Origin of the sequence: Pseudomonas sp. NFX98 (genome assembly GCF_047784845.1) — a bacterium.
Classification (GTDB): domain Bacteria; phylum Pseudomonadota; class Gammaproteobacteria; order Pseudomonadales; family Pseudomonadaceae; genus Aquipseudomonas.
This window is the reverse complement of sequence record NZ_JBLNNF010000012.1, coordinates 84,298-103,973: the sequence shown is the minus strand read 5'-3', so window position 1 is coordinate 103,973 and position 19,676 is coordinate 84,298. Positions and strand designations below refer to the sequence as shown.

Annotated in this window: 17 protein-coding genes; 8 read left to right on the top strand and 9 right to left on the bottom strand. The window is 59.9% G+C overall.

The features are described from left to right. Positions 1–9 precede the first annotated feature (9 nt). The 6 genes from ACM110_RS17470 (at position 10) to ACM110_RS17445 (ending at position 6,044) form a co-directional block, all read left to right on the top strand. A complete protein-coding gene (locus ACM110_RS17470) occupies positions 10–1,386 on the top strand; it encodes a M16 family metallopeptidase (protein ID WP_416128751.1) in 1,377 nt (458 codons plus the stop codon). A gap of 65 nt (positions 1,387–1,451) precedes the next feature. Beyond that, a complete protein-coding gene (locus ACM110_RS17465) occupies positions 1,452–2,480 on the top strand; it encodes a DUF5924 family protein (RefSeq protein ID WP_338583993.1) in 1,029 nt (342 codons plus the stop codon). A gap of 55 nt (positions 2,481–2,535) precedes the next feature. Beyond that, complete coding sequence (locus tag ACM110_RS17460; RefSeq protein ID WP_416128750.1) at positions 2,536–3,684, top strand: MlaE family lipid ABC transporter permease subunit; 1,149 nt, start codon at positions 2,536–2,538, stop codon at positions 3,682–3,684. Next, positions 3,681–4,484 (top strand): ABC transporter ATP-binding protein, encoded by an 804-nt coding sequence (locus tag ACM110_RS17455; protein WP_416128749.1) that lies wholly within the window; start codon positions 3,681–3,683, stop codon positions 4,482–4,484. Before ACM110_RS17460 ends, ACM110_RS17455 begins: the two co-directional genes overlap by 4 nt. A 1-nt stretch (position 4,485) precedes the next feature. Continuing rightward, positions 4,486–5,424 carry an MlaD family protein gene (locus tag ACM110_RS17450; protein WP_416128748.1) on the top strand — a complete coding sequence of 313 codons (939 nt, stop codon included), beginning with the start codon at positions 4,486–4,488 and terminating at the stop codon, positions 5,422–5,424. Beyond that, complete coding sequence (locus ACM110_RS17445; RefSeq protein ID WP_416128747.1) at positions 5,421–6,044, top strand: ABC-type transport auxiliary lipoprotein family protein; 624 nt, start codon at positions 5,421–5,423, stop codon at positions 6,042–6,044. The genes ACM110_RS17450 and ACM110_RS17445 overlap by 4 nt, the downstream gene beginning before the upstream one ends. 84 nt (positions 6,045–6,128) lie before the next feature. On the opposite strand, the gene ACM110_RS17440 is transcribed toward ACM110_RS17445, so the two are convergent. The 5 genes from ACM110_RS17440 to ACM110_RS17420 form a co-directional block, all read right to left on the bottom strand. After that, positions 6,129–7,358, bottom strand: a complete 1,230-nt coding sequence (locus tag ACM110_RS17440) for a nucleoside recognition domain-containing protein (protein WP_416128746.1) — start codon at positions 7,356–7,358, stop codon at positions 6,129–6,131. 198 nt (positions 7,359–7,556) lie between these two features. Then, positions 7,557–8,888, bottom strand: coding sequence for a glutamate/aspartate:proton symporter GltP (gene gltP / locus ACM110_RS17435; RefSeq protein ID WP_150702318.1), 1,332 nt, complete (start codon positions 8,886–8,888; stop codon positions 7,557–7,559). Between the two features lie 710 nt (positions 8,889–9,598). Further along, entirely contained in the window at positions 9,599–10,063 is a 465-nt protein-coding gene (locus ACM110_RS17430; RefSeq protein WP_416128745.1) for an inhibitor of vertebrate lysozyme family protein, read from the bottom strand. 2 nt (positions 10,064–10,065) lie between these two features. Then, positions 10,066–10,230: a DUF1328 domain-containing protein gene (locus ACM110_RS17425; RefSeq protein WP_003170804.1), complete on the bottom strand. Its 165-nt coding sequence runs from the start codon at positions 10,228–10,230 to the stop codon at positions 10,066–10,068. Positions 10,231–10,302: 72 nt separating this feature from the next. Beyond that, entirely contained in the window at positions 10,303–10,590 is a 288-nt protein-coding gene (locus ACM110_RS17420) for a hypothetical protein (protein WP_416128744.1), read from the bottom strand. Positions 10,591–11,026: 436 nt separating this feature from the next. On the opposite strand from ACM110_RS17420, the gene algB reads away from it, so the two are divergent. Together algB and ACM110_RS17410 are read left to right on the top strand one after the other, a co-directional pair. Beyond that, the gene (algB, locus tag ACM110_RS17415) at positions 11,027–12,373 is read left to right on the top strand and encodes a sigma-54-dependent response regulator transcription factor AlgB (RefSeq protein WP_338584001.1); all 1,347 of its coding nucleotides are present in this window, start codon (positions 11,027–11,029) and stop codon (positions 12,371–12,373) included. 10 nt (positions 12,374–12,383) lie between these two features. Further along, on the top strand, positions 12,384–14,174 hold the full coding sequence (locus ACM110_RS17410; protein WP_416128743.1) for a KinB sensor domain-containing domain: 1,791 nt from the start codon (positions 12,384–12,386) through the stop codon (positions 14,172–14,174). 4 nt (positions 14,175–14,178) lie between these two features. Here the strand turns inward: ACM110_RS17410 and ACM110_RS17405 are convergent, their stop codons facing one another. The 4 genes from ACM110_RS17405 to ACM110_RS17390 all read right to left on the bottom strand — a co-directional run bounded on the left by ACM110_RS17405 (position 14,179) and on the right by ACM110_RS17390 (position 19,675). Continuing rightward, positions 14,179–15,792, bottom strand: coding sequence for an EAL domain-containing protein (locus ACM110_RS17405; protein ID WP_416128742.1), 1,614 nt, complete (start codon positions 15,790–15,792; stop codon positions 14,179–14,181). 77 nt (positions 15,793–15,869) lie between these two features. Then, the gene (locus ACM110_RS17400) at positions 15,870–16,649 is read right to left on the bottom strand and encodes an N-acetylmuramoyl-L-alanine amidase (RefSeq protein ID WP_416128741.1); all 780 of its coding nucleotides are present in this window, start codon (positions 16,647–16,649) and stop codon (positions 15,870–15,872) included. A gap of 102 nt (positions 16,650–16,751) precedes the next feature. After that, positions 16,752–18,800 (bottom strand): diguanylate cyclase, encoded by a 2,049-nt coding sequence (locus tag ACM110_RS17395; RefSeq protein WP_416128740.1) that lies wholly within the window; start codon positions 18,798–18,800, stop codon positions 16,752–16,754. Continuing rightward, entirely contained in the window at positions 18,797–19,675 is an 879-nt protein-coding gene (locus ACM110_RS17390) for an endonuclease/exonuclease/phosphatase family protein (RefSeq protein ID WP_416128739.1), read from the bottom strand. The genes ACM110_RS17395 and ACM110_RS17390 overlap by 4 nt, the downstream gene beginning before the upstream one ends. Position 19,676 lies beyond the last annotated feature (1 nt).

The following is a 19,676-nucleotide window of genomic DNA, read 5'->3' as shown; positions in this document are numbered from 1 at the left end:
AAGCTCGTTATGCGTTGTCTGTTGTTCGCCTGTCTGTTGCTCGGCTCATTTCCTTCGTTTGCCCTGGATCGCTTTCAGGTCGAGGGCTATACCCTGCGCAACGGCCTGCAACTGCTGCTCAAACCCGGCACGGAGCGCGGGCATGTGGCGATCCGGCTGGTGGTCGGCGTCGGTATCGATGATTTCAGCTGCGCCGAGAAAGAATTGCCGCACCTGCTCGAACATCTGCTGTTCAGCGGCATCGACGCCAGCGGCGAAGGTGGCCTCGAAGAGCGCATGCAAGCGCTGGGCGGCGAATGGAACGCCTTTACCAGTAATGCCGACACCACGTTCGTGATCGAAGCCCCGGCGAAAAACCAGCGCAAAGTCCTCGATCTGTTGCTGGCGTTGCTGACCCAGACCCGCTTCGACGACAACGCCATCAACGCCGCCAAGCAAGTGGTCGAACGCGAAGACGGCGGTCATTACTCGCATTTGCAACGCTGGCTGGACCGCCAGGACCTGGGGCATACCGCCAGCAAGCAACTGGCCGTGGAGCTCGGACTGAAATGTCAGGAGCGTGCCGAAGTCGATCAATTGACCCGCGAACAACTGGAGAAAGTGCGCAAGGATTGGTACGCGCCCAACAACATGACGCTGATCGTGGTCGGCGATCTCGACCGCTTGCTGCCAGCCTATCTGGAACGAACTTACGGCACGTTGGTGCCGATTGAGCCGAGCAGCCATCCGTCGCTGCCACAAATCCAGGCCAGCGCCGCCCATGAGCGCACGCTGGCACGCGGCTTTGTCGGTGGCGGGGCCAAGCTGCACTGGATGGTGCCGGAACCGGTGCTGGAGGATCAGCACGACGAAACCTTCGATCTGCTCAAGGACTATCTGGACTGGGCGCTGTATCGCCAGTTACGGCTGGCGCACGGCTTGTCCTACGGACCCTGGGCCGAGCGCGAAGTGTTCGGTGGCGTGGGTTTCATGAGCCTCAATGCCGACCTTGAGCGCGACGATGTGGACGAGGCACTGACGGTGCTGGATGACTTGAAGGCTCAATTGCTCAAGGATGGCCTCAACGCCGAAACCTTCAATCGCCTCAAACAGGCCGCCATCGCCCGCCAGTCCTGGGCGGTGCAAGGCAACAGCGCGCTGGCCGATTACTACTGGAGCGCGCTGGGCGACTACGAGGACGGCCGTTTTGCCAACCCCACCAAGGAGCTGCAAGCGGTTTCCCTCGCTGAGGCGAACAAGGCGATGCGCGAACTGCTCCTACAGCCTGGGTATGTGCGGATCGAGAAGCCGTTACTCAGTGATGACCAATTGCTGTGGGCGATTGCCGGGGTGTTAGGCTTGCTGGTGATCAGTCTGGTGGCGTGGCGTTTTCATCGCAGAAAGTAACCATTTCCCATGATGAGGCGGTAACCTGTCAGGGATTTTTCCTACGACTACTGTGAACCGCCCGAATGCCGACCTTGACCCTCTTCGTACAGCGCATCCTCGAACTGATGAAGCGCTACCCCGGGGTCATTGCGCTCGGTGGCTTTGTCTCCGGGGTCGGCAGCTTCATTCTGGTGGATCGTCAGCAGGGGCTGGCGAGCTGGATCACCACCATCATGCTGATCAGCTGGATCTGGCTGATGCTGGAAAACAGCCTGACCAAGCTGTTCACCCGGATCTTCAAACGGGAAATTCCCCAGCCATTGCTGCGTTATGCGACGCAGATGATCCATCAGGAAAGCCTGTTCTTCGTCCTTCCGTTCTTCTTCATCACCACGACGTGGAACAGCGGCCAGTTGTTCTTCACCGGGTTGTTGGGCATCGCCGCGCTGATTTCCATCGTCGACCCGCTCTACTACAAATGGCTGGCGCCTCGGCGCTGGGCGTTTCTGGCGTTGCACACGCTGACCCTGTTCGCCGCCCTGCTCACCGCGTTGCCGGTGATCATGCACCTGACCACCTCGCAGAGTTTCAAGTGGGCGCTGGGGATCGCCGTGTTGCTGTCGTTCCCGAGCCTGGCGTCGATCTTCCCGATCCGCACGGTGCGCAATGCGCTGGCGATCCTCAGTATCACCATCGGTATCGGCGGCGTCGGTTGGGTCCTGCGTTCGTGGGTGCCGCCGGCGACATTGTGGATGACCGACGTGGCGATCAGCACGCAAATGCAGGACCGTACGCCTGGCAAGAGCCTGGAAGAAGTCAGCGTCGAGCAGATTCGCGGCGGCGGCTTGTACGCCTACACCGCGATCAACGCGCCGCGAGGCCTGGACGAGCGGATTTATCATGTCTGGCAATTCAACGGTAAAGAGGTCGATCGCATCCCGCTCGACATCCACGGCGGGCGCAAGGAAGGCTATCGGGCCTGGACCCACAAACAGAACTTCCCCGGCAATCCGGCGGGCAAATGGCAGGTGCGGGTACTGACCGAAGACGGCCAGTTGATTGGCGTGTTGCGCTTCACGGTGCCTGACAGCACACCGGTCAAAGAAAAGTAAGACAGTTCGTGCTATTACGTAGGTCAGCGTAAATAGCCGAAAAAGCACGGAGCTTATGACCAGCAATACAGTGGCCGGCAATGCCCAACTGGACACCTCGCACGCCCCCGCTCAGATACGGGTGACGGGGGACTGGACGCTCGCCCATTACGCCGACCTCAAGCTTCTGAGCGAAAAGCTCGAAGGCCAATACGACAACAACACTCGCATCGATCTCAATGGCCTCGGCGCCCTCGATACCGCTGGCGCCTCGCTGTTGGTGGAGCTGCTGGGTTCCGAGCGCCTGGGGCGATCCGCCGAACATCCCGATTGCACCCTTTCTTCCGCCGACCGCGCATTGCTGCAAACCGTCTACCAATCGCTGACCGATTTCTGTGTGCCCATCAAGGAACCGGAAATCAGCGTCGGCATTCAACTGCTGACGCGCATTGGCCGTGCGGTGGACACCGTTTGGCAGGACACCCTGCAACTGCTGGGTTTTGTCGGCCTGATTCTGGAAACCATCGTCCGTGGACTGTTCCGGCCCAGCCGCTGGCGCATCACGCCGATGGTGGCGCACATCGAACAGACCGGCCTCGATGCCGCGCCCATCGTCGCCCTGCTGACCTTTCTGGTGGGCGCCGTGGTGGCATTTCTCGGGGCGACGGTGCTGAGCACCTTCGGCGCCAGCGTGTTCACGGTGGATCTGGTGGCGTTTGCCTTCCTGCGTGAATTCGGCGTGTTGCTGACGGCGATCCTGATGGCCGGGCGCACGGCCAGTGCGTTCACCGCGCAGATCGGTTCGATGAAGGCCAACGAAGAAATCGACGCCATCCGCACCCTCGGTCTCGACCCGATGGAGTTGCTGGTGGTGCCGCGCGTCCTGGCACTGCTGATCGCGTTGCCGATGCTGACCTTTCTGGCGATGATCTCGGGGATTGTCGGCGGCGGCGTGGTTTGTGCGATATCGCTGGATATCTCGCCCGCGATGTTCCTCTCGCTGCTGCAATCGGACATCGGCGTTCAGCATTTTCTGGTGGGGATCGTCAAAGCGCCGATCTTCGCCTTCCTGATCGCCGCGATCGGTTGCCTGGAAGGCTTCAAGGTCAGCGGCAGCGCTGAATCGGTGGGTGCGCACACCACGTCGAGCGTGGTGCAGTCGATTTTCGTGGTGATCGTGCTCGACGCCGTGGCCGCGCTGTTTTTCATGGAGATGAGTTGGTGAGCCGTTTACCCCGAGCGCCCGCCGAGGCGGTGATTGAAGTCCGCGGGCTGTGCAATCGCTTCGGCCGTCAGAGCGTGCATGAAAACCTTGATCTGGATTTGTACAAGGGTGAAATCCTCGCCGTGGTCGGCGGTTCCGGCAGCGGCAAATCGGTGTTGCTGCGCAGCATTGTCGGTTTGCGCCAGCCCAGTGAGGGTGTGGTGAAAGTCTTTGGGCAAAACCTGCCGACGTTGCCGGAACATGAACGCTCGCTGATTGAACGGCGCTTCGGCGTGCTGTTCCAGAAAGGCGCCCTGTTCTCTTCGCTGACCGTGACCGAGAACGTCGCCCTGCCCCTGATCGAACACGCCGGCCTGAGTCGCGACGATGCCGAGCATCTGGCCGCCGTGAAGCTGGCCCTGGCCGGATTGCCGCTGTCGGCGGCGGATAAATACCCCGCGTCGCTGTCTGGCGGCATGATCAAGCGCGCCGCGTTGGCCCGGGCCTTGGCATTGGACCCGGACATTCTGTTTCTCGACGAGCCCACCGCCGGCCTCGATCCGATCGGCGCCGCTGCGTTCGATCAGTTGATTTTGACCCTGCGCGATGCCCTGGGCCTGAGTGTTTTCCTGGTGACCCACGACCTCGACACGCTCTACACCATCACCGACCGGGTGGCGGTGCTGGCGCAGAAGAAAGTGCTGGTGGCGGATGCCATCGACAAAGTGTCGGAAACCGACGACGCGTGGATTCACGAATACTTCCATGGCCCTCGCGGCCGCGCGGCGCTGACGGCCGCAAAACAGCTCAACGAGGTCTGACATGGAAACCCGAGCCCATCATGTATTGATCGGCCTGTTCACCGTGATTGTGGTGGCGGGCGCCCTGCTCTTTGGTTTGTTTCTGGCCAAGTCCAGCGTCGACCGGGAGTTCAAGGATTACCAGATCGTCTTTAACGAGGCCGTCAGTGGCCTGTCCAACGGCAGTTCGGTGCAGTACAGCGGGATCAAGGTCGGCGATGTGATCTCGTTGCGCCTGGACCCCAAAGACCCGCGCCGGGTACTGGCGCGAATCCGTCTGGGTGGCGACACGCCGGTCAAGGAAGACACCCAGGCCAAGCTGGCGCTGACCGGTGTCACCGGGACGTCGATCATCCAGCTCAGCGGCGGCACACCACAGAGCCCGACGCTCAAGGGCAAGGATGGCAACCTGCCGACCATCGTGGCGTCGCCCTCGCCTATCGCCCGTTTGCTCAACGACAGCAACGACCTGATGGCCGGCGTGACCACGCTGATGCACAACGCCAACCTGATGTTTTCCACGGAGAACATCGAGCGCATCAGCAAGACCCTTGATCATCTGGAACAAACCACCGGGGTCATTGCCGAGCAGCGCGGCGATATTCGTCAGGCCATGCAGCAACTGGCATCGCTGAGCAAGCAGGCTGGCACGATGATGGAGCAGACCTCTGCGCTGATGCGCAATGCCAACGGCTTGCTCAACGATCAGGGCAAGCAGATGTTCGGCAGCGCTGAGCACGCGATGAAGTCGCTGGAACAAAGCAGCGCGACGATCAACAAATTGCTGAGCGCCAATCAGGACTCGATCAACAATGGCATGCAGGGCCTGAACGGCCTGGCCCCGGCGGTGCGCGAGCTGCGTGAAACCCTGACCTCGCTGCGCGCTATCGCTCAACGCCTGGAGGCCAACCCCAGCGGTTACCTGTTGGGCAGTGACAAGCACAAGGAATTCACCCCATGAAGCTGACCCGTATCGCCCTCCTCGCCGGCTTCATGCTGATCAGTTCTTGCTCGATCCTGCCCAAGCCCGAGCCGTTCGATGTCTATCGTTTGCCTTCGGCCCAGAGCAATACGCCGAGCAGTCATGGCGCGGCGCAGCAATGGTCGTTGCGCCTGAACAAACCCTTGGCCAGCGAAGCGTTGAACAGGCCGGACATTGCGGTCATTCCCCAAGGCGACGTGATCAGCAGCTACAAGGGTTCGCGCTGGAGCGATCCGGCGCCGGTGCTGCTGCGCAATCGTCTGCTTGATGGTTTCCAGCGTGATGGTCGAGTGACGTTGCTGAGCACCGATGACAGTCTTTTCCACGCAGACTTGGAGCTGGGCGGCCAGTTGCAGGCGTTCCAGACTGAATACCAAGGCACCAGCGCCAGCGTGATAGTGCGTCTGGATGCGTTGCTGGTACGCGGTTACGACCAGCGAATCCTCGCCAGCCGTCGCTTCGAAGTGCGCCAGCCGTTGAGCGATCTGAAAGTGCCGTCGGTGGTGGCCGGGTTTGGCCAGGCCAGTGATCAGCTGACGGCGCAGGTGGTGAATTGGGCGGTTGAGCAAGGGCAAAAATTCGCGCCGGTCAAACCTTGAAATCGCCAAGATCGCAGCCTTCGGCAGCTCCTGCATTGGCAGGTGTACACCTGTAGGAGCTGCCGAAGGCTGCGATCTTTTGCTTTATCCGAAGAACCAGTAGCAAACCCCGATCGCGCCGAGCACCCCGGCCAGCTCCGCCAGCAACGCACACCCCACCGCATGCCGCGCCCGCTGGATGCCCACCGCGCCGAAGTACACCGCCAGCACATAGAACGTGGTTTCGGTGCTGCCCTGCACCGTCGCCGCCACCAGTGCCGGGAAGCTGTCGACCCCTGAGGTCTTCATGGTTTCAATCAGCATCGCCCGCGCGGCGCTGCCGGAGAACGGCTTGACCATGGCGGTCGGCAGCGCATCGACGAATCGCGTATCCCAACCGGCCCACTCCACCAGATGACGGATGCCGTCCAGACCGAAATCCAGCGCGCCGGACGCCCGCAACACACCCACCGCACAGAGCATCGCCACCAGATACGGCAGCAGATTCTTCGCCACATCGAAGCCTTCTTTGGCGCCTTCGACGAACGCCTCGTAGACCTTCACCTTGCGCATTGCGCCGATGATCAGAAACAGCATGATCAAGCCGAATAGCGTCAGGTTGCCGAGGATCGACGACAAACCGGCCAGCGCCGCCGCGGACATTGTCCCCAGCAGCGCCATGAAGCCACCGAGCATGAGCGCGCCGGGAATCAGGTATGCCAGCACCACCGGGTCCCAGACACGCAGGCGTTGCATGAAGGCCACCGACAGGAAGCCGACGATGGTCGAGCAACTGGTGGCCAGCAGGATCGGCAGGAACACCAGCGTCGGGTCGGGCGCGCCTTGCTGGGCGCGATACATGAAAATCGTCACCGGCAGCAGGGTCAGGGAGGAGGCGTTGAGCACCAGGAACAGAATCTGCGCGTTACTGGCGATGGTGGCGCTGGGGTTGAGTTCCTGCAGGGCTTTCATGGCCTTCAGGCCGATCGGCGTCGCGGCGTTGTCCAGGCCCAGGCCGTTGGCGGCGAAGTTCAGGGTGATCAGGCCGATGGCGGGGTGGCCGGGCGGGACTTCCGGCATCAAGCGCAGAAACAGCGGGCCGAGGGCTTTGGCCAGCCACTCGACGATTCCGGCTTTTTCGGCGATGCGCAGAAAGCCCAGCCAGAGGGTAAGGGTGCCGAACAGCAACACCATCACTTCGACCGACAGCTTGGCCATGGCGAAGATGCTTTCCACCATCGCTGCGAAGATCCCGGCGTTGCCGCCGATCAGCCACTGCGCCAGCGCCGATATCGCGGCCACGATGAAGAAGCCAAGCCACAGGCCATTAAGCATCAGTCAAATCCCCCAAAAGATGCGCGAATGATAGCGGGGTGACCAGAAACGACAAACCCCGGATTTCTCCGGGGTTTGTCTGGACGCGCAACCGCTCCTGTAGGAGCAAGGCTTGCCCGCGATTGGGGCGCCTCGGTGTATCCGTTGCTCCGCGTTATCGTTCATCGCGGGCAAGCCATGCTCCTACAGGGAATTGCGTTAGTTGCTGGAAACTTCACCAACCGGCAGCTTCTCTTTGCTGCGCCAGTGCGGCAGGGAGTTCCAGTAGCGCTGGCCCTTGGCGTCGTCGTACATGCCTTCCCAGCGAGAGATAACCAGCACGGCCAAGGCGTTGCCGATCACGTTCAGTGCGGTACGTGCCATGTCCATGATGCGGTCGACACCGGCGATGAAGGCCAGGCCTTCCAGCGGAATACCGACGCTGCCCAGGGTGGCCAACAGCACCACGAAGGACACGCCCGGTACGCCGGCGATGCCTTTGGAGGTGACCATCAGGGTCAGCACCAGCAGCAGTTGCTGGCTGATCGACAGATCGATGCCGTACAGCTGGGCAATGAAGATGGCCGCGATGCTCTGGTACAGGGTCGAACCGTCGAGGTTGAACGAGTAGCCGGTCGGTACCACGAAGCTGCAAATGGCTTTCGGCGCACCGTAGGCTTCCATCTTCTCGATCACGCGCGGCAGCACGGTTTCAGAAGAGGCGGTGGAGTAGGCCAGCACCAGCTCATCCTTGAAGATGCGCATCAGCTTGATCACCGAGAAGCCGAACAGGCGAGCGATCAGGCCCAGCACCACGAAGGCGAAGAAGGCAATGGCGACGTAAACCAGGATCACCAGTTTGGCCAGCGGCAGCAGCGAGGCGAAGCCGAAGTTGGCCACGGTGACCGCGATCAGTGCGAAAACGCCGATAGGGGCGTAGTTCATGATCATGTGAGTGACCTTGAACATGCTTTCCGACACGCCCTGGAACATGGTGACCAGCGGATCACGCAGTTCAGGCTTGAGGCTCGACAGACCGAGACCGAACAACACCGAGAAGAAGATGATCGGCAGCATTTCACCGCGAGCCATGGCCGCGAAGATGTTGGACGGGATCAGGTTGAGAATGGTCTCGATGAACGCGTGTTCATGCTGAACCTCGGCCGCCGTTGCCTGATACTTGGAGATGTCCACAGTACCCAGCGTGCTCATGTCGATGCCGGCACCCGGATGGAACAGGTTGGCCAGCAGCAGGCCGACGACGATGGCGATAGTGGTGACGACTTCAAAGTAGAGGATGGTTTTGAGGCCGATGCTGCCGAGCTTCTTCGCATCACCGACGCCGGCAATACCGACGATCAGCGAAGAAATCACGATCGGGATCACAATCATCTTGATCAGACGGATAAAGATATCGCCCGCTGGTTGCAGGACGTTGCTGATCCACCAGGCTTTTTCGGCACTGAAATGGTTGAGCAGCGCACCGATTGCAATCCCCAATACCAGACCGATGAGGATCTGCCAGGCGAGGCTAAGCTTTGCCTTCTTCATATCTTTACCCTTACTTCAGTTTGACTCGGGCAGATGCTTGAACCGGATCGCTTGTGGCGAAAAAGTCAGTGCGTCTGCCCCCGTATAAGGAGCCCCGGAGCGCTTGTTAATGGCTCTCTGGCAGGCGAAAAAAGGCGCAACTATTCCGATGCAAGGAAGCGACGTCTAATGCCGTAAACGCCTACCCTATGCCGAATCGGCATGAGGTTTTTTACCTGTAAGCGACGTCGCAATCGGTTCGAATACGACATTTCGGCAGGCATAAGTGCCGTGTACCGGCCATTGCAGGGCAGATTGATTGTTTTTTGATCAGTCGAATAAAGAAGGATTTTGGAGAAAATTTCACAGCGCGCGCGAAGGCATCGCGACAAAAGAAGGCTCATTTTTTTGATATACGGTCGCTGGCGAGGTACCGGGAAAAATATTTTCCAGTGATGGAACAGGGGATTTGGCAAGAAGCCGAAAAAACAGAAGGGAATGCTCTCGTTAAAGCCTTATATGCAAGCTCTTCGCAAGTTCGTCGAGCCATGCTTGACCGGCGAACTTGCGTCGCAGCTTTTCCTGACCCGGCCCTTGCGCAGGCACTCCCTGTACCCGTAGGTCACTCCGCCCCTGCAACAGGCAGAACATCCCGACCCCTTGGTCATGCGCCAACCCTCCTCGGGTGGGCGCAGAGGAAAGAAGCACGGTGCTTCTTTCGTATTCTGAAATCAGTACCAGTTCGGATCCTTCTTGAGCTGCTCCATCAACATCTCCTGCATACCCTGGTCCGGTTTGCCGAGGAAACGGTAGGTGGCATGTCGCGTCGGCGACTTGTCGGCCGGGAGCCCGGAAGGCACTTCGACCAGCATTGCGTAAGCGTCTTTCTTGTCGAAACTGACGGCGACGATCAAGCGTCGGTCAAGACAAGTCGCCTGTGATTCGCACAGTGGTCCCACCAGATACTTGTCGCCGTCCTCTTCAACGGCATTCATTTGTTCGGCATCGCCGGACAGGTTCATCACCCATTCCGGCAGGCGTTCTTCTTTCTTCACCACGCCTTGCCAGGTTTCACGGTACTGCGGGTCTGCGTTCAAGAGTTCGTTGACCCGTGCCTGGCCGTCATTGGCGGCAATTGCCATGGCACTACCGCCCAGTAGCAGGGCGGCTGCCAGTGTCTTTAACGGAAAACTCATATTCAGCCTCGACCGCGACGGCCAAAGAAGAAGGAAGCAATGAACATCACCAGGAACACGACAAAGAGAATCTTGGCGATACCCGTGGCGGTGCCCGCGATACCACCGAAGCCCAGTACGGCGGCGACAATGGCAATGATCAAGAATGTGATTGCCCAGCTCAACATGGTGATTCTCCTTACGCTTCTATTTAGAGGTCTTGCGTTTCCCGGCGCAGGGAGCGCGCCAAGTGTGTGAACTTAGAACACCCAGCGTTCCTGCCGCGGCGACTCATCCATCGCCTGATGCTGGTCGACGTCCATCATCCGCATCGCAGTGCTGTCGGCCATACCGCTGGTGGCGGCGCTGAAGTGGGTTTGGGTCGGGTGTTGAAACGAAACGCTTGGCCCTTCTTGCTGCTGGCTCTGCTCCCAGCGCAGAAACTGTTGGCCGCCGATCAGCGTGATCGACAGCGCCAGTACTGCAAACAAACCTTGCTGGAGAAGCAGTGGCGAGAGATGCAATTGGGTGGCACGTTGGCGATTCATCCTGAAGCTCCTCCCACGCGGGGGTAATCGGGTTGAGGGCGTTTTGTTGGTGCCCTGCGTTATTCAGTTTATTGCAGCCCGCATGCCAATTTTTTTGTCTTAAAAAATTCATATAAATCAATAAGTTAAATCGGAGAGAAAAAGCCGTTCGTGCGCATCCTGCACGATGCCCCCTGACGCGGTCGTGCGATATGCACGATCGAGTTGGCAGAGATCGCAATCTTTTTGAATTGAGAGGAGGGCGCGGCTGTCAGAAATGGACGTGATTCATCGTCTGAAAAAGCTATTACCTATAAAAGGCCTACAAAATCAGGCGAAAACCGCCGGGCTGGGAGATAACTACCCTGGTGTGACGGGAATGGATCAGAATGAACCATGCAACTTGCCCGATTTTTCCGGGACTAAACCAAGACTATTCATTAAGGAGCGTAGGAAAATGGAATCAGCCACTGAGCATCAAGGCCGTATTCTTCTGGTGGATGATGAGTCCGCCATCCTGCGTACCTTCCGCTATTGCCTGGAAGACGAGGGCTACAGCGTGGCGACGGCCAACAGCGCCGCACAAGCTGACGCGCTGCTGCAACGTCAGGTCTTCGACTTGTGCTTCCTCGATTTGCGCCTGGGTGAAGACAATGGCCTCGACGTGCTGGCCCAGATGCGCATCCAGGCACCGTGGATGCGCGTGGTGATCGTCACCGCGCACTCGGCCGTGGATACCGCTGTCGATGCCATTCAGGCCGGTGCCGCCGATTACCTGGTCAAACCGTGCAGTCCCGATCAATTACGCTTGGCCACGGCCAAACAATTGGAAGTGCGGCAATTGTCGGCGCGTCTCGAAGCCCTCGAAGGCGAGGTGCGTAAACCCAAGGATGGCCTGGATTCCCACAGCCCGGCCATGAAAGTGGTCCTTGAAACCGCCCGCCAGGTCGCGACGACTGATGCCAATATTTTGATTCTCGGCGAATCCGGCACCGGTAAAGGCGAGTTGTCCCAGGCGATTCACGGCTGGAGCAAGCGGTCGAAGAAATCCTGCATCACCATCAACTGCCCGTCGCTGACCGCTGAACTCATGGAAAGCGAGCTGTTCGGTCACAGTCGTGGCGCATTCACGGGCGCCAGCGAAAGTACTTTGGGGCGGGTCAATCAGGCCGATGGAGGAACATTGTTTCTCGACGAAATCGGCGATTTTCCGTTAGTTTTGCAGCCGAAATTGCTGCGCTTCATTCAGGACAAGGAATACGAGCGCGTTGGCGACCCAGTCACCCGCCGCGCCGATGTGCGCATTCTCGCGGCCACCAACCAGAACCTGGAAGACATGGTCCGCGACGGTCGTTTCCGCGAAGACTTGCTCTATCGCCTGAACGTCATCACTTTGCATTTGCCACCGCTGCGCGAGCGCAGGGAAGACATTCTCAATCTCGCCGACCGCTTCCTGGCGCGATTCGTCAAAGAGTACGCACGCCCGGCCCGAGGCTTCAGCGACGAGGCTCGGGAAGCTCTGCTGGGTTATCGCTGGCCGGGGAACATTCGCGAATTGCGTAACGTGGTGGAGCGAGCGAGCATCATTTGCCCGCAGGAGCGGGTTGAGATCAGCCACTTGGGCATGGCTGAAGCACCGGTCAACAATGCGCCACGCATCGGCGCCGCCTTGAGCCTCGATGAGTTGGAAAAGGCCCACATCGGCGCGGTCCTCGCCACCGCCGGCACACTGGATCAAGCCGCCAAGACCCTGGGTATCGACGCGTCGACGCTGTATCGCAAACGCAAACAGTACAACTTGTGAGCCGCCACCGATGAAACTGGCGATGAAGTTGCGGACCCGGCTGTTCCTGAGCATTTCCGCGCTGATCACCGTAGCGCTGCTCGGATTGCTACTCGGGCTGGTCAGCGTGATGCAAATGGCCGGGAGCCAGGAAGCGTTGGTGCGCAACAACTTCGTCACCCTGGACCTGGGGCTCAAGCTGCGTCAGACCTTGGGTGATCAGTTGATCATCATGCTCAGCCAGCAGCCGGATTCCCAAGCCTTCGATGCCTCAAAACAGCGTTACTTCGAGTTGCTGGAGGAGGGCATCGCCCAGGAACCTGCAATCGACGGCAGCGAGTACGGTTTCAAAAAAGCCAAGGCGGATTACCTGAGTTTCATTCAGGCCTACGAAGTGTCACCCGATCCGGCCCACGTGCTGAGCGGCAACGACGAACTCACTGAGAAATTCAACGCGCTGCGCAATGGTTTGATCAATGAGCACAAGCGTGCACTGGATAACATCGGTGCCACTGAGCGCCATGCCCGTGAACGTGCTTTATTGATCGCCGGATTGCTCGGTCTGGTCGGGTTGGCGGTTTTGATCATCGGTTTCGTCACCGCCCACGCCATCGCCCGGCGTTTCGGCGAGCCCATCGAGGCCTTGGCACAGGCGGCAGACAACATTGGCCAGGGCAATTTCGACGTCACCCTGCCGGTTTCCTCGGCCGTGGAGCTGAACCAGCTGACCCGGCGTTTCGGGATCATGGCCGAGGCGCTGCGTGAGCATCAGGCCACCAATATCGATGAGCTGCTGGCGGGGCAGCAGCGCTTGCAGGCAGTGCTCGACAGCATCGACGACGGCTTGCTGATGATCGATCGCCAGGGGCATCTGGAACACCTCAACCCGGTGGCGCAGCGCCAATTAGGCTGGGACGAGGATCGACTCGGCCAAGGGCTTGGCACCGCTCTACAGCGTCCGGAACTCGATGAACAGCTGCAACTGGTGCTGCGCGGCGGCATGCTGGAGCGGGCACCGGAGGACCTGAATATCGAGGTCGACGGCGAGACGCGCTTGCTAACCTACAGCCTGACGCCGGTCAGTCATACCCAGGGCCATATTCTCGGCGCGGTAATGGTGCTGCATGACGTTACCGAGCAGCGCGCCTTCGAACGGGTGCGCAGCGAGTTTGTGCTGCGCGCCTCCCATGAATTGCGTACGCCGGTCACCGGCATGCACATGGCGTTCGGTCTGTTCCGTGAGCGCGCGCATTTCCCCCAGGACTCCCGTGAAGCCGATTTGCTGGATACGGTGAACGAAGAAATGCAGCGCCTGATGCAGTTGATCAACGACTTGCTGAATTTCTCGCGTTACCAGAACGGTTTGCAGAAACTCAGCCTGGCACCGTGTTCCATCGAGGATCTGCTGGAGCAGGCGCAGTTACGCTTTACCAGCGGTGCTGAAGAAAAGGGCATTGAGTTATTGGTAGAAGTGCAGGGGCCGTTGCCGCGCTTGCAGGCTGATCAGCCGCAATTGGACCGGGTGCTCGACAACCTGATCGACAACGCCCTGCGCCACACATCCGCGGGTGGTCTTGTACGCTTGCAGGCCCGGCGCCATGGCGAGCGGGTCATCATCAGTGTCGAAGATAACGGTGAAGGCATCGCCTACGGCCAGCAAGGACGGATCTTCGAACCCTTTGTGCAGGTCGGACGCAAAAAAGGCGGGGCCGGGCTCGGGCTGGCGTTGTGCAAGGAAATTGTGCAGTTGCATGGCGGGCGGATGGGCGTCTATTCGCGGCCGGGGCAGGGCACGCAGTTCTACATGGCGTTGACGGTGTAGCGCCTTATGCTTCGTCGTCCAGGCGTCGGTTGGCCAACCGGCGGCCGCGGGTAATCAGTTCAATGAACTGCACCGCACTCAACGCATGGGCGAACAGCCAGCCCTGGCCAAACTTCACACCTTCACTGCTCAGGAACGCTGCCTGGGCTTCATGCTCGATGCCTTCGGCAATCACCTTCAGATGCAGCGACTGCGCCATGTGGATGATGTGCGGGGCCACGCCGCTGCTGGCTGCGTCATGGCCCAGCGCATCGATGAAGGCCTTGTCGATTTTCAGGCAATCCACCGGCAGGGTTTGCAGGTAGGCGAGGCTGCAATAGCCGGTGCCAAAGTCGTCGATCAGCACTTGATGCCCGACATCGCGCAAGGCTTGCAGGTTTTCCCGCGCCACCACCACATCGATCAGCCCGCGTTCGGTGACCTCAAAGGCAATTTGTTTGGCGGCGACCCGGTGCAAGGTCAGCAGCCGCGCCATGACCTGGCCGATGCGCGGCACCATCACATCGCATGCCGCCAGATTGACCGAGATGTACAGCTGCGGGTTGGCGCGCAGTAACTGCCCGAGTTGCTCCAACAAGCGTTGCAGGACGAAATCGGTCATCTGGCGGATCTGCCCGGTGTTCTCCGCCATCGGAATGAACAGGTCGGGACTGGTCAGGGTGCCGTCCGGCCTTCGCCAGCGCAGCAAGGCTTCGGCGCCGACGCAGTTGCGGCTGTCGAGGTCGAAAATCGGCTGATACAGCACCTGCAACTCGCCACGGCGTATGGCGCCGGTCAGTTCGGCGTCCAGGGACTGGCGCTGGCGCACCAGCAGGAACACCAGAAAACCCACGCACAAGGCCAGCCCCAGGCACGCCGGCAACAACCACCACCACATCAATGGAATATGGGTGCCGCCGCGCGGGCTGATCAACACCAATTGGTATTCCGGATTGTCGGTGGGCATGCGGTAAATCAAACGCGTCTGCGTGACTTGCAGCGCATCACGGCTTTTCGGCGGCCATTGTTCGTTCGGTGGCCATGACTGCGACACACCCAATACCGGAATCGCCCGCGTACCGTGGTCGAGTACGACTAGAAGGCTGCTTCCTGGCGACAGATCGACCATATCGGTCAAGTGCCCACGCGACGTCGCTACACGGAAATTGCCGCGCCCGAGCATCAGCGCGGCGCGGTTTTCATCGGGTTCGGTAGTGGTGTTCAGCCAGTAGCTGTAGGTGGGGCCCTTGATGTCCGGGGGGCGTATCAACGACAAGCCTTCCTGACGCGGACGATTGGAGCAGATCCGCGAGGCGTCCATGTAGGCCGCTTCGTAAACGAAGCGGTAATTGAAACTGACCGCTTGCAACGTCGCGATCATTTCGTCATCGCAAGTGCGCAGCGGCTGGGCTTCCAGGTCGTCGAGGCTTTCGCGCAACTGCCCGAACAACTGCTCCAGGCGGGCGAGAAAACGCTCGCCCTGGGCGTTCATCTCTTGGCTTTCGTTCTGCTGAACCTGGTGCAAGGCAATGAACAGGCTGCCGGACAGCAGCAAAGCCGCGCTTAGAACAGCAGCCAGCATCGCCAGAAACCATGGGCGATAGAACCAACTACGGAATGACTCTCGAGTAGCAGGCATTATGGAAATATCCGAAGAATTACCAATGAGTTATAGCTGCTGATGGAGAAAACGCGCGGACCGTCGGGCGGTCGTCATTATTTTGTCTGAATCAATACCTGGAGCAACGCCGCCGTTTGCGCGTCCGGCGTACCGTCGAAGCGGGACGGACGGAAATGCATCTGGAAAGCTGCGATCACATGGCGTGTGGCGACATCCAGCTCGCCCGTCTGCGGCGTCTCATAACCGACGCGTGCAAGTTGTGCCTGATACCAGCTGATGCTTGGCAGTTGCGCATCGAACTGTGCTTGCTGATGGGCCACCGATTGCTCGCTCGGCCAGATGCCGATGCCTTTCGCCGCCAGGCGTTTCCACGGGAACAGCGGGCCCGGGTCAAGCTTGCGCAGCGGCGCGATATCGCTATGGCCAATGATGTTGCGCGGGCTGATGTTGTAACGCTTGCTGATGTCCTTGAGCAGGACGATCAATGACTGGATCTGCGCTTCGCTGTAGGGATACCAGAGCCGGCCGGTCGGGGTGTCCTTGAAGCCTGGGTTGACGATTTCGATGCCGATGGAACTGGAATTCAGCCAGGTTCGGCCCTGCCATTGGCTTTCCCCGGCGTGCCAGGACCGCAGGTTTTCATCCATCAGTTTGTAGATGGTCGCGTTTTTGTCGTCGCCAACCAGGTAATGGCTGCTGACTTCACCATGGGTCAGCAGCTGCAACGAACGCTCCAGCGAGGCTGAGGTGTAATGCACCACCACGAACTGGATACGGCTGTCGTGATTGGCGGAAGGGTGACTGGTGTCGTAGCGCGGGCCACTGGCACAACCGGCCAGGAGCATCAGCGACACGATGAGAGCAAGAAATTTCATGGTGGGAGCAATACACGCAAGACAGTAATGCAACAGTGTAACGTACTGCCTTGCGTGCGGAGGGCAATCGCGAGGTTTTAAATAAAATGGAACAATTGGCCCTCAGCCCAGTTCGACCCGGTTTCGGCCGGCATTCTTCGCGCGATATAACGCCTGATCGGCTCGTTTCAGCACCAGATCGCTATGTTCGCCGGTTTTGAACGCAGTCAAGCCCATGGAAATGGTGATCGTCACCCGTTCACCCTTGAAGTGAAACGGGCAGGCCTCAATCGACGCTCGCAGGTGTTCCAGCAGTTTCATTCCGGCTGCGGGCACGGTGGATGGCAGCAACAGGACAAACTCTTCGCCGCCAAACCGGGCAATGAAATCCGTCCCGCGCAGGCGTTTGCGCAGCACGCTGGCAATGATTTTCAGCACCTTGTCACCGGCCAGATGACCGTAGTTGTCGTTGATGCGTTTGAAGTGATCGAGGTCAAGCATGGCCAGCATCAGCGTGTTGCCGTGTTGCTGCCATTGGCTGATTTCGTGTTCCAGCCGTTCGCTCCAGGCGGCGCGGTTGGGCAGACCGGTCAGCGGGTCGATCAAGGCTTTCTGCCGCTGCTCTTCCAGGTGCTCGCGAAAACCCAGGGCCTCCTGCTCCATGTGGGCCACCCGTTCGGCCAGGCTTTGCAGGCGGGCAGCTACCTCGTGCTCACGCTCGTCGCGCTGCTTGCGGTGTTGGTCCATGGTGCCGAGCAGGCCTTCGAGGTGGTTTTCCAGGACGTGCTTGAGATCGTCCAGGTCAGCCGCTTCATGCATGCTGGTTTGCAGGCCGTCGACCTGTTCGCGGATTTGCGTGTCCATGGCCTCAGCGGCGGAGCGACTGTCGGCATGCCCGGCGCTGGCGGCCTGCAGGTTGCTCTGGAACGATTCGAGACGCTCGTTGAGCTGCTGCAAGTAGGCTTCGAATTCATGCTGGCCGCTGTCGGAGATGGCCAGCATCAAAGTTGCCAGATCGTCGAGGATTGGTAGCAGTTCGTACCAGTTCAAGCCGTTTTTCAAACGGTCGCGCATCGACTCGGCTTGTGGGCGATGGCGCTCGGGCAGCGTCAGATCGTCGAGCAGGCCCAGCAACGTGTCTTCGATGTGCTTGGCCACTGAGCTGTACGACGGTTCGGGAGAATCCGGCAGCGCATACAGGATGTCGTGCTCGGATTGCTCTGAATCAACAGCGGGCAAATCTGACGGCGGAGGCACTGTTTCGGGAAGTTCAGCTGGCGTCAGTTCGTCAGGATTGATTGCCTGCTCGACCTGAGGCGCGGGTATTTCGGCGGATTTTGTCGGTTCGTCAGATTGATCCGTTTGAGTCTCGGTGTGCGGGGCAGGATCTTGCTGCGGTTCCAGAACTGGTGGAACAAACGCGGTAACGGCCGGTGGCTCAGGTGTCTCGGCGGTTGCTTCGATGGCTGGTGGCTCGGCAGCCACGATGGCCGGGTCGGGAGCTTTAACGGGCGCCTTTTCGATGGCCGGTTCGGGTTCGGTGATAGCTGGCAATGGCGTGGCGGTCGGCGTCGAAACGGCTTCGGCTTGTGCTGTGAAAGAGGCTTGCTCTACCACAGGGGTCAACTGTGCAACGGCCTCATCGCTCTCACGGTGACCGAACAATCGCTGCAACAAACCCGGTCGACCGGGCTCAGTCGGCGTCTCCAACTGGTTCAAGGCTTTGCCTTGCAAGCCGCTCAGTTCGCTGAGCAGCAAGGGAATCTCGCGAGCCTGACTGACGCGGCTTTCCAGTTGTTTGGCGAAGTTCTTCAGGGGGCGGCTGACTTCCCGAGGCAGCGGCAAAGTTTGCAACTGAGTAACCAGTGCGTTCAATGCGGCACTGGTCTGGTTGACCCGGGTTTCCCGACGTTGCTCGGAGTCGAGCACGGCTTTTTCCAGGCGCGGGAGCAGGGCGGCGAGGCCGGCGTCCATGTCGTCGGTACGCACGACCTCACGCATTTCCTTCATGCATTGGTCAACGGCGCGATCGGTGCCTTCCGCTGCCAGGGTGCTGCGCACCAGTCCGCGACGCAGCAAGTCGAGGCGTGCGTCCCAACGACGTTCAAGCTTTTCCTGTTGTTCGATGCTTTTGAGGTATTTCTCTTTCCAGCGCTGTGCTTCGTCGCTCATTCAGGGGTTCCGCGAAGGGCAGGACTCAACGCGGGCAATGCATCGGCCGTGAGCGAACCCGGCAGACGAATCTCTACCGCGACCGGCAGGTGATCGGAAATGGGTTGGGCCAGCACCTCGACCTTTTCCAGCGTCAGGGTCGGGCTCAGCAGAATATGGTCCAGGCAACGCTGCGGGCGCCAGCTGGGGAACGTCGCTTCCAGTTGCGGGGCGAGCAAGCCGAGATCACGCAATGGAGAGTTTTGCAGCAGGTCGCTGGCGTGGGTGTTCATGTCGCCCATCAGCACCTGATGTTTGTATCCGCCGATGAGCTCGCGGATGTAAGCTAGTTGCAAACTGCGGGCGCGCGCGCCCAGCGCCAGGTGCATCATGACTACCACCAGCGCATCCGGACCTTCGCCGAAGCGCACCAGAATTGCCCCGCGGCCCTTCGGCCCCGGCAGCGGATGGTCCTCGATCGCCCACGGGCGCAGGCGGCTGAGCACGCCATTGCTGTGCTGGCCGAGACGACCGAGATTGCGATTGAGTTGTTGATACCAGTAGGGGAAGGCGCCGAGTTGGGCCAGATGTTCGACTTGATTGACGTAGCCTGAACGCAGGCTGCCGCCATCAGCTTCCTGCAAGGCGACCAGATCGAAGTCGCCGAGCAGATTGCCGATCTTTTGCAGATTGTCGGCGCGCCCGGTATGCGGCAGCAGATGCTGCCAGCCCCGGGTCAGGTAATGCCGATAGCGCTCGGTACTGATGCCGACCTGGATGTTGAAACTGAGCAAGCGCAAACGGCTGTCTGCGGGCAGGCCCGTGGATTCCAGGTGATGCTCGTTGACCCGCGGATCATGCAGGCCAACGATGCGTTCAGTACCCCAGCGGCGCATG

Bases quoted from the DNA above. Each gene is read 5' to 3' on its own strand.
- gltP (WP_150702318.1), bottom strand. From the start codon at position 8,888: ATGAAGAAGGCAAAGCTTAGCCTCGCCTGGCAGATCCTCATCGGTCTG.
- ACM110_RS17410 (WP_416128743.1), top strand. From the start codon at position 12,384: ATGAAACTGGCGATGAAGTTGCGGACCCGGCTGTTCCTGAGCATTTCC.
- ACM110_RS17465 (WP_338583993.1), top strand. From the start codon at position 1,452: ATGCCGACCTTGACCCTCTTCGTACAGCGCATCCTCGAACTGATGAAG.
- ACM110_RS17405 (WP_416128742.1), bottom strand. From the start codon at position 15,792: ATGCCTGCTACTCGAGAGTCATTCCGTAGTTGGTTCTATCGCCCATGG.
- ACM110_RS17450 (WP_416128748.1), top strand. From the start codon at position 4,486: ATGGAAACCCGAGCCCATCATGTATTGATCGGCCTGTTCACCGTGATT.
- ACM110_RS17445 (WP_416128747.1), top strand. From the start codon at position 5,421: ATGAAGCTGACCCGTATCGCCCTCCTCGCCGGCTTCATGCTGATCAGT.
- ACM110_RS17460 (WP_416128750.1), top strand. From the start codon at position 2,536: ATGACCAGCAATACAGTGGCCGGCAATGCCCAACTGGACACCTCGCAC.
- ACM110_RS17425 (WP_003170804.1), bottom strand. From the start codon at position 10,230: ATGTTGAGCTGGGCAATCACATTCTTGATCATTGCCATTGTCGCCGCC.
- ACM110_RS17440 (WP_416128746.1), bottom strand. From the start codon at position 7,358: ATGCTTAATGGCCTGTGGCTTGGCTTCTTCATCGTGGCCGCGATATCG.
- ACM110_RS17395 (WP_416128740.1), bottom strand. From the start codon at position 18,800: ATGAGCGACGAAGCACAGCGCTGGAAAGAGAAATACCTCAAAAGCATC.
- algB (WP_338584001.1), top strand. From the start codon at position 11,027: ATGGAATCAGCCACTGAGCATCAAGGCCGTATTCTTCTGGTGGATGAT.
- ACM110_RS17390 (WP_416128739.1), bottom strand. From the start codon at position 19,675: ATGCGCCGCTGGGGTACTGAACGCATCGTTGGCCTGCATGATCCGCGG.
- ACM110_RS17420 (WP_416128744.1), bottom strand. From the start codon at position 10,590: ATGAATCGCCAACGTGCCACCCAATTGCATCTCTCGCCACTGCTTCTC.
- ACM110_RS17470 (WP_416128751.1), top strand. From the start codon at position 10: ATGCGTTGTCTGTTGTTCGCCTGTCTGTTGCTCGGCTCATTTCCTTCG.
- ACM110_RS17400 (WP_416128741.1), bottom strand. From the start codon at position 16,649: ATGAAATTTCTTGCTCTCATCGTGTCGCTGATGCTCCTGGCCGGTTGT.
- ACM110_RS17430 (WP_416128745.1), bottom strand. From the start codon at position 10,063: ATGAGTTTTCCGTTAAAGACACTGGCAGCCGCCCTGCTACTGGGCGGT.